The sequence below is a fragment of the Oleiphilus sp. HI0061 genome, assembly GCF_001635675.1.
Window position 1 is genome coordinate 1 of record NZ_LWFE01000424.1, and the last position, 8,690, is coordinate 8,690.

The 8,690-nt window shown below is 44.7% G+C and carries 6 protein-coding genes; 3 read left to right on the forward strand and 3 right to left on the reverse strand.

Features of this window, described 5'->3' with window-relative positions:
- Together A3735_RS05700 and A3735_RS05705 are read right to left on the reverse strand one after the other, a co-directional pair.
- A partial coding sequence (locus tag A3735_RS05700; protein ID WP_156499440.1) for an AMP-binding protein occupies nucleotides 1-899 on the reverse strand: 899 nt, incomplete at its 3' end.
- 53 nt (nucleotides 900-952) lie between these two features.
- Nucleotides 953-2,599, reverse strand: coding sequence for a P-loop NTPase (locus A3735_RS05705; protein ID WP_197485691.1), 1,647 nt, complete (start codon nucleotides 2,597-2,599; stop codon nucleotides 953-955).
- A gap of 226 nt (nucleotides 2,600-2,825) precedes the next feature.
- On the opposite strand from A3735_RS05705, the gene A3735_RS05710 reads away from it, so the two are divergent.
- From A3735_RS05710 to A3735_RS05720, 3 genes are all read left to right on the forward strand, one after another.
- Nucleotides 2,826-4,973 (forward strand): HDOD domain-containing protein, encoded by a 2,148-nt coding sequence (locus A3735_RS05710; protein WP_068642366.1) that lies wholly within the window; start codon nucleotides 2,826-2,828, stop codon nucleotides 4,971-4,973.
- A gap of 81 nt (nucleotides 4,974-5,054) precedes the next feature.
- On the forward strand, nucleotides 5,055-7,238 hold the full coding sequence (locus A3735_RS05715) for an EAL domain-containing protein (RefSeq protein WP_068514704.1): 2,184 nt from the start codon (nucleotides 5,055-5,057) through the stop codon (nucleotides 7,236-7,238).
- Between the two features lie 81 nt (nucleotides 7,239-7,319).
- Nucleotides 7,320-7,976 carry a bifunctional 2-polyprenyl-6-hydroxyphenol methylase/3-demethylubiquinol 3-O-methyltransferase UbiG gene (locus A3735_RS05720; RefSeq protein ID WP_068514702.1) on the forward strand — a complete coding sequence of 219 codons (657 nt, stop codon included), beginning with the start codon at nucleotides 7,320-7,322 and terminating at the stop codon, nucleotides 7,974-7,976.
- On the opposite strand, the gene murI is transcribed toward A3735_RS05720, so the two are convergent.
- Nucleotides 7,949-8,690, reverse strand: a 742-nt coding sequence (gene murI / locus A3735_RS05725; protein ID WP_068637731.1) for a glutamate racemase, incomplete at its 5' end; no start/stop codon positions are given. The two genes, A3735_RS05720 and murI, sit on opposite strands and share 28 nt — an antisense overlap.

Below are 8,690 nucleotides of genomic sequence, written 5' to 3' on the forward strand. Positions count from 1 at the left end.
ACATCATTTTCCTGATAATCAAAAACAACTTCATGCGTCAGCGAGGCATAGACCATGTAACCGCCAGTCGTATGAAGAACACCTTTAGGCTTACCCGTCGAACCAGAGGTATAAAGCATAAAGAGCGGGTCTTCGGCATTCATTGGCTCAGGTTCACACTCACTCGAAGCACCTGCCAAAAGTTCATGATACCAAAGGTCTCGACCCTCGACCCAATTAACATCATTGCCGGTGCGTTTTAACACAAAGACATTTTCAACCGTCGTGACCGCATCGGTTTCAATCGCTGCATCGACATTTTTCTTTAGAGGAATCGCTTTGGCACCACGTACGCCTTCATCAGCCGTCACGACCCATTTCGCTGCACCGTCAGCGATACGAGCAGCCAAGGCTTCAGGAGAAAAACCACCAAACACAACAGAATGAATGGCACCAATACGAGCACAGGCCAACATCGCTACAGCAGTTTCAGGAACATTAGGCATATAGATAGTGACAATGTCGCCCTTTTTTACACCTGTTTGTCGCATGGCGTTGGCAAACTTACACGTTTCTTCGTACAGCTCTCGATAGGAAATATGCTTAGAAGAATCTAGCTCATCTCCCTCAAAGATAACTGCAGTCTGTTCACCACGCTCAGCCAAGTGGCGATCTAGACAATTTACCGAAGCATTCAAGACACCGTCGTAATACCAGCGAATATGCAAATCATTAGAAGAAAACGATACATCTTTTACCTGGGAATAAGGTTTGATCCATTCAAGGCGCTTTCCCTGCTCTGCCCAGAACGATTCATTGTCATCCTGCGACTGCTGATAAAGCGCTTGATAACGGTCTTGATCGATATTAGTGCGGGCTTTAGCCTGCGCGTGAATGGGATAAACTTTTTGATTACTCATGAGATGTCTCCGGTCCTTGTAGAGCCTCACTATTCAGAGTCTCTTTTTATTCTTTATGAGTCACCGGAAGAGTCGACTAAAGACGCATACTTGATTGATTCTAATAAACTTTCCAGTGGTATATCTTCAGCTGAGGAGCGAATTGCTCGCGCTAGAACTTGTTGATCACCAAAACCAGAAGCGTCATAACGGGCTTTGGATTGTCTGAGCTTTATCGACTGGCGGTATTCATCCAAACCGATGCGTTCATAATCAGACAATAACAATTGTTTTTGTTCTTCACTCAACTGATCAGGATCCAGAGAATGCAGCAAGCTATGAAGAAGGTCAACTGCTGCATTGCCCAGACGATCACCAAAACTGTAAATACACCCAGACAACAAAGTCACCATCTGTTCGGGTGTTGTATTTTTATCGCTAAAGAAGTTATTTAAACGAAGCCGTAGATCGACCCATGCATCTTCAGAATGCTCTGATAGCGGCTCCTCTACTAGCTCTGCTTTTTGCTCAACATAACGTTCAACGCTAGCTTCAACGCCGGAATCCAAAGCATTGTCTTCAACATGGATCTCTGATTCAGGAGACAAGTCGCCTTGAGCTTCCCGAACTTGGTCAAGCAAGGTTTGTTCATAACTCGAGACCGCTCTTTTATTCCCCTGGGATTGCTCTCCTGCCGAGCTAAAGCTTGCCATTTGCTCACGCAGCTTATCAAAAGAGCCCGGTTTATGAAGAGACGTCGTTTTTCTTGTCGAAGCCGCTTGTTTGGCCGCGATGCTTTTCTGTGGGCGAGCGACTTGTCGCTCTACTACTTTTTGCCAATAGGCGCTAAAGGCCAAACGCGGAACGCCTGTCTGGCTAAACAGGTCATCTATTTTTTCTGCTAAGCGATAAAAACAACGAGCGGAAGGATCGGTTTTAGGATAAAGCGCAACAGGACGCTGCAAGCTGACTGCCGCTCGCATGCTTTCATCCATCCATACCGAGCCCAGGTATTCTGTATTCAGGTCCAGATACTTACTAACGGCTTGTGAAAAGCGCTGAAAGACCTTCTTAGCTTGCGCCGCATTAGAGACCATATTGACAACAATCTGAACCTCTCGTCGATAACCGCGGCGTTTGAGCACCTTAAGCAGAGAGAACGCATCAGTTAAAGAGGTTGGCTCGGGGGTCACCACAACGACAGCAACTTGAGACGCGGCAATAAAATGAAGAACGGTTGGAGAAATACCCGCGGCTGTGTCGACCATCATATAGTCATAATGAGGCTCAATTGCACGAATAGAAGTCACCAGCCTTTGTTGCTGCCCGACATCCAACTCAACACACTGAGCGAAACCCGATGCTCCTGGAATGACCTGGATACCCTCGGGCCCTTCGAGCACGATATCCTGAATCGACTTTTCACCCGTGAACAAATGCTCCAGCGTATAGGCGGGATAGAGCCCCAACATGATATTGGTATTAGCTAAGCCGGTATCACCATCTAGCAAGCACACTTTGGAGCCGCTTTTTGACAAAGCAATCGCCAGATTAATTGAAACACTCGTCTTACCTACACCACCTTTTCCGCCAGTGATCGCGATTACACGGGGTATTTTATTCTTGTCTAGCATCACCGCAAAAAGGCCTTTCAAGGTAACAGTTTTAATACTAAATTCAGTGCGCTTGCCCTGCAGGCAATACGTTTTAGGTTCAAACAAACACATTACCATGCGCACATCATGAACTCGCCCATTCTACCGACTTTAAGATAGATAAAACACCAAATCACGCACAACAACCAAGTAGTATTTTTCTAGTAGCAAATCTCACTTTTAAACAATTACTTAAAAAAAGTGCAATAAATGTTTAATTTGTATAGAGTATTGTCTAATATATGCTCAATAATAACGTTCTTTAAAAGACGATTTTTTATCATAAAAAGCCATGACTACAGACAACACACAACAAATAATGAACGAATTGAAGGTAAATAAGCTACCTTCTCTTCCTCATGTATTGGTTGAAATGCTGGAAGCTTGTCAGGAAGACGGCGCAACCTTTCAGCGAATGTCACAAATAATTAGTCATGATGCTGCGATCACCGCACGCGTTATATCCCTGGCAAATTCGTCGTTCTACAATCGCGGAACCGAAATAAAAAGTATTGAGCGCGCTCTACTTGTTTTGGGTACCGATACAATCAAGACGATTGTTATCACTGCGGCGGTACAACAATTCTTCTCGGGCTTTAAGAGTCAACACCTCGTTTTTTTGAAACAGTTCTGGAAGCACTCTCTGAGCACAGCTTTAATTGCAAAAGCATTAGCGATCCTGACCAGCTACCCTAATCCTGATGAAGCCTATCTGACTGCATTGCTTCACAACATCGGGGAGGTGGTTCTCGACAGTCACTTTCCACAAGAGTATGCAGAACTTCGTAGTAAGCCAGAGGTTCTTACTCATAAGCTCTGTAAATTTGAGCAAGAAGCATTTTCAGTTGACCATACTCAAATAGGAGCATGGCTCGCAAAAGAGTGGAACTTAAGTAGCTTTGCTGTTGATGCGATTGAGTTCCATCACGCCGAGCCTGAATCTATTCAGGATGCTCATCACCTGGTTAAGCTCATATACCTTTCAAGCCAGTTAGGCACTTTTCAGCAGGATTATTTCTCAGGCGACAGTTTCGCAGACTTGGGTTACCAATTATTTGAACTAAACAGCGCACTACTAAAAGAAATTGTCTTTAAAGTCGAAGGCGATGTTAAAGAAATGGCCAAGACTCTAAATATCGAAATAGACATTCAAGCCGACATAGATAGTGAAAACGATAAAAAAGCCCAAGTAAAGCTGGCCGAGCAAGTCCGAAAGATTGGTCTTATCCAGAATGTTAGCACTGAACTGAGTCACGCCCAAAACCGAGATGAGCTAGGAAGGTCACTACGCACGAGCCTTGAGCTACTTTTTGGTTTTAGCCAAAGCGAAGTCTACTGGTTTAACCCCGAATCTAAAGAGCTCGTTTCAGGCCAGGCACATGGCGACAATGAAGTACCTATTAAAGTGAAACTAAGTAATGAGCGCAGCCTAGTCGCGCAGTCAGCCGCAAGAAACCAGGTAATGTGCTCACTTGACCACAATATTGAGGCCTCAAGCTCAGCCAATGACTCAAACAACTTATCAGTTGTCGATCAGCAGATAACTAGGGGACTCAATAGCACGGGTATTGTTTGCTGTCCGATTCGGACTCATGAAGACTTATTTTGCGTATTGGTGATTGCCTGTGAACACTCTCTGAGCCAAAGCTCACACCAAATACGTTTATTAAAGTACTTTACCGAGGAAATGGCCCAGGCTTGCAGTAAGACCACGGAAAAAATTACACGCATTGAGAGCGATGCCAGCACTGAAGCTATGGCACAGCGAGCCAGGGAAATAGCCCACGAAGCCAACAACCCCTTAAACATCATTAATAACTATTTGGTCTCTTTGTCTAACAAACTAACGGGGCCTGCAGAAAGTTACGAGCAACACGAGCTAGCTGAAGAGCTTGATATTGTCAGAGAAGAACTAAATAGAACAAGTCAGATTATTTTACGTTTACGCGACCTAAAACAAGAAGCCGTCGAAACACAGTCCGGCGTCGACATTAATACCGAAATCAAGAATCTTTGCACCTTATATGAGCATTCTTTATTCGTCTTGCACGACACTTCCTATCAGCTAGACTTAGATCAGGACTTGAAGCGAATCGGCACGAAAAGGAACCAGTTCAAGCAAATCATTACAAATCTGATTAAAAACGCCTCGGAAGCAATGCCTGAAGGCGGCATTATTTTTATCAGCACGGCAGCCAATATCAACCTTAATGGCCAGGGTTACGTAGAAATCCTGATCAAGGACCAAGGCCCAGGCCTGCCAGAAGAAATAGCAAAAAGCCTTTTTAAACCTGTTACCTCAACAAAAGGTGACGGACACTCAGGCTTGGGCCTGAGTATTACCAAAAACCTCGTCAGGGATGCTAAAGGTACCATTAGTTGTAGAAGCAACGAAAAAGGAACGACGTTTCAAATCTTTCTTCCTCAAGAAAGCCTATAGTCCATGTGTATGGAAGCGACTATAGGAGAGGAATATGGAGCAGTAATGAACGTAGTGATTACGTAGTGGTCAAGAGTTAGCATGAAAATACAAAAAACAGAGCAGAATCTAAGTCTGCAAACTGAACAAGCCTGCATTCTTATCGTCGACGATGAGTATCGCCTACTTAAAAGTCTTGAGAACCTTCTACTCAACAAAGGCTATCAAGTTGTTTGCGCACATGGTGGCCTGCAGGCCTGTGAAAAGCTATCATCAGAAGACTTTGATCTAGTTCTTCTTGATCTGAATATGGCTGATCTCAATGGTCATCAAGTGATGGACTTTATCACTCAAAAAGAAATCGATGTTGCAACAATTGTTGTCAGCGGCGAGTCTTCTTTTTCTGCGGTAAGCAAAGCTTTACGACGTGGCGCGTATGATTACTTGCGTAAGCCCTATGACCCTGAAGAACTGCTTTCTACCATGGAAAGCGCCCTGCAGAAGGTGATGCTTGAAAAAGCACACCACGCTATGCAATCGAGACTACAAAAATCTGAAGAACTTCACCGCTACATCGTTAACAGTTCTCCTGATATCGTTTTCATGCTCGACAAAAGTGGTCGATTCACTTTTCTGAACAACAAAGTAGAAAGCATTCTTGGTTATAAGAAAACAGACTTAATCGGCCGAAACTACCTGGATATTATTGAAGAGAATGACCTGGAGCGTGCCAGCTATCTATTTGAGGAACAGTTCGGTAAAAAACAGGATACCTGGTCTTCAGAGTTGCGCCTGAAAGCTAAAAAATCAGACCATACAGCGCGCTATTTTGAAGTCACTTTCTTCCCTATTGAGCGTAAAGTAAGAACCTCAGTTACAGACATTTCCGGAAAAAAGAAAACGCTTACCAAAGTGATTGGCACCTATGGAACAGCTCGTGACATTACCGAGCGAAAAGAAGCCGAAGAGTTTATTAACTTTCAGGCCTATCACGACCTTCTTACACGCCTCCCGAACAGAGCGCTGTTTAAAGACCGTCTAAACATCTCTATCGCGCAGGCCAAACGAAACAAGAATCATGTCGCCGTCATGTTCCTGGATCTGGATCGCTTTAAAGTGGTCAACGATACTTTGGGGCACGCTATGGGCGACCGCTTATTGCAGTCTGTGGCCCTTCGCCTTGAAAGCTGCGTCAGAAAGTGTGATACCTTATCTCGTTTTGGTGGAGATGAATTCACCCTACTTCTGCCATCAATTTCTTCGCCTGAAGATGCCAGAACCATTGCCAAGAAAGTCATTTCAACACTCAAAGCCCCTTTCGACCTGGGTGAGCATGAAGTATTTGTCGGCGTAAGTATTGGTATTGCCGTCTACCCTAATGGCGGGAACACGGTTGACCAGCTCATCCAAAATGCCGATGTTGCTATGTACCATGTAAAGGGACGCGGTAAAGATGGTTACCAGTACTACAGCGAAGATATGGCCATCCACACCTCAAATCGTTTGAGCCTGGAAAGAGACCTTAGAAACGCACTGGAACGTAACCAGTTCAAAGTTTATTATCAGCCTCAAATTTCTGCCAAGACAGGTAAGACCATCGGTGTTGAAGCGCTGGTAAGATGGCAGCATCCTGAGCGTGGTCTAATCTATCCTGGCGAGTTTATTCCTTTAGCCGAAGAAACCCGACTAATGTCTGATATTAGCGACTGGGTACTGCATTCGGCCTGTAAAGAAATTAAATCCTGGATCGACAGCGGCCAAAGTGACATTCGCTTATCAGTAAACTTCTCACCTCTCCAGGTTGAACACCCGCGCTTTGTACAGCGTTTACTATCCAGCTTGCGCCAGGCAGATTTCCCGCCCGGAAATCTCGAAATCGAGCTCACTGAAAATGTTATTATGAACGACCTTGAGAATATGACTCAAAAACTCAGACAACTCTCTGAGCATGGCGTCACCATTGCCATTGACGACTTTGGCACGGGTTATTCATCACTGAACTATATTCATAAACTGCCTATTCATACTTTGAAAGTAGACCAGTCCTTCATCAAGGATATTGAAGATACACACGATGATGCCTGCATCGTTAATGCTATTGTATCCATGGCCCACGGCCTGAAACTCAATATTGTTGCCGAAGGCGTCGAAACCGAGACTCAACTAAGTTACCTAAAGTCTTTGGGCTGCCAGGAGATTCAAGGCTTCTATTTTGGTAGAGCCGTTCCAGGCCGTGACGCACTTGAACAGATTAACAACAATGCGAGCCAGCTTATTGAGATATAAGCTGGCCTTTTTCCTCAGAACATCCATAATAATGCAAAGCCTTATAGTCAAACCTGCCTCTTCTCTTTGAAAGCTCAAACCATGTTAGACAAATACAGATTAATTGGACGTTCCTACGACACTTTAAGCAAACTATATAGCGGCAATGCTATACAGGAATGCCGCTTAGCGATGCTTGATGAAGAACTCGTCAAGACTGGTAGTAAAGTCTTATTTGCTGGTGCGGGACAAGGTGATGATGCCATTAGAGCAGCTGAACTCGGTGCTGAATCGACATTAATTGATTTATCACCAACAATGATGGATACCAACCTCAAACTTATTGAGAAGCACCCCGATAAGGAGTCACTCAATATTAAACCTATCCTTGGTGACATACTCAAGCATGAAGCAAAAGCTAATTATGATGTCGTGGTTGCCAACTTCTTTCTAACAGTATTTGAGAAAGACAAAATGAATGCGGTGTTAGACCACCTGATCAAACTGTGTAAACCAGGTGGCTACGTGATTATTGGTGATTTTAAAACTGCCAGTGGCAATATATTTCAAAAGACTGCTCAGCAAGCCTACTGGCTAACCGCCGCAACGGCTTTCTTTGCGGTCGCAGGCAATGCTATTCATGGCCTTTACAATTACGCAGACCTACTTGAAAAGAAGGGTTTGAAGCTCTGTAAAGAGCAGACTTTTAGCGTACTGGGCCAACCCGCATTTCAGTCCATACTGGCCGAGAAACAGTGAAGCTGGTATTGAGCTAAGCCCAAGGCTTGTAATGATTCCGAGAACACCTCTTCATTAGGCGTCATCTCAGAAAAATAAATCTGATGAATCGCGTTCTTTGTAGAGAGATCTTGCCCTGGAATAACCCCCTGCTCACCAGCCAACAAATGCTGCACTCGCTTTGCAATCGCTTCACCGGAATCTACCCAGCTTACCTGGGGAAGCAAGGCACTAAGCTGATCTTTAAGTAAAGGGAAATGAGTACATCCCAAGACAACCACATCTACCCTTGAGCCATCGACTTCTTGTTTAAACGGTGCCAGCACTCGAGCAAGAAGTGCTTGATCAACTGGGTAACCCGACAAGTGCATTTCGGCTTGTTCAACAAGCTCACTGCTACCAATTCGAACCACGCAACAATGACTTGCATAGTCCTTAATTAATTGATCTGTATATTGGCGCTTAACCGTTGCCGGAGTCGCTAATAACCCTATCACCGCGCTTTGGGTCATCTGGGCTGCGGGCTTTATAGCGGGTACAACGCCGACAAAGGGCACATCAAACTCCGCCCGTAAATCCGGCAGGACTAGGGTGCTAACAGTATTACAAGCCAGAACAACCAGCTCTGGCTTATGTTGGAGCAACATTGCCGAGACAACTTCTCTTAAGCGTTGCCGAAGCACCTGCTCCGGCAACAAACCATAAGGGAAGTAAGCGTCGTCTGCAAAATAGATA

Bases quoted from the DNA above. Each gene is read 5' to 3' on its own strand.
- A3735_RS05710 (WP_068642366.1), top strand. From the start codon at position 2,826: ATGACTACAGACAACACACAACAAATAATGAACGAATTGAAGGTAAAT.
- A3735_RS05715 (WP_068514704.1), top strand. From the start codon at position 5,055: ATGAAAATACAAAAAACAGAGCAGAATCTAAGTCTGCAAACTGAACAA.
- A3735_RS05720 (WP_068514702.1), top strand. From the start codon at position 7,320: ATGTTAGACAAATACAGATTAATTGGACGTTCCTACGACACTTTAAGC.